Source organism: Pseudomonas sp. R-28-1W-6 (assembly GCF_009799925.1).
In the GTDB taxonomy this organism is placed as follows: domain Bacteria; phylum Pseudomonadota; class Gammaproteobacteria; order Pseudomonadales; family Pseudomonadaceae; genus Aquipseudomonas.
On the sequence record NZ_WELK01000035.1, the window covers coordinates 1 to 256 of the forward strand.

The window sequence follows — 256 nt, forward strand, 5'->3', positions numbered from 1 at the left end:
GTCACCGAGGACACCTGCGCACCGTCCGCGCCCCGGGTGTCCGCGCCCGTGTCGCTGTCGCCCGCATCGCCCGCCGCCGCATCGGTGATCACGTTGCCGGTCGCCGGACCGAAACCACCGGCCGCGATCGAGTCCGTGTCGTTCAGCGCATCGGGCACGTCGTCGACGATGTTCACCGACAGCATGTCGCTGTCGGACTGCCCGTCCTGGTCGGTGAGCAGCACCGCGAAGTCTTCGAACAGGCTGTTCTGACCCG

1 protein-coding gene is annotated in these 256 nt (G+C 69.1%); it reads right to left on the reverse strand.

The genetic code is table 11. From position 1 onward, the window contains the following. Window positions 1-256, reverse strand: a 256-nt coding sequence (locus F3I62_RS20115) for a hypothetical protein (protein WP_160491406.1), incomplete at both ends; no start/stop codon positions are given.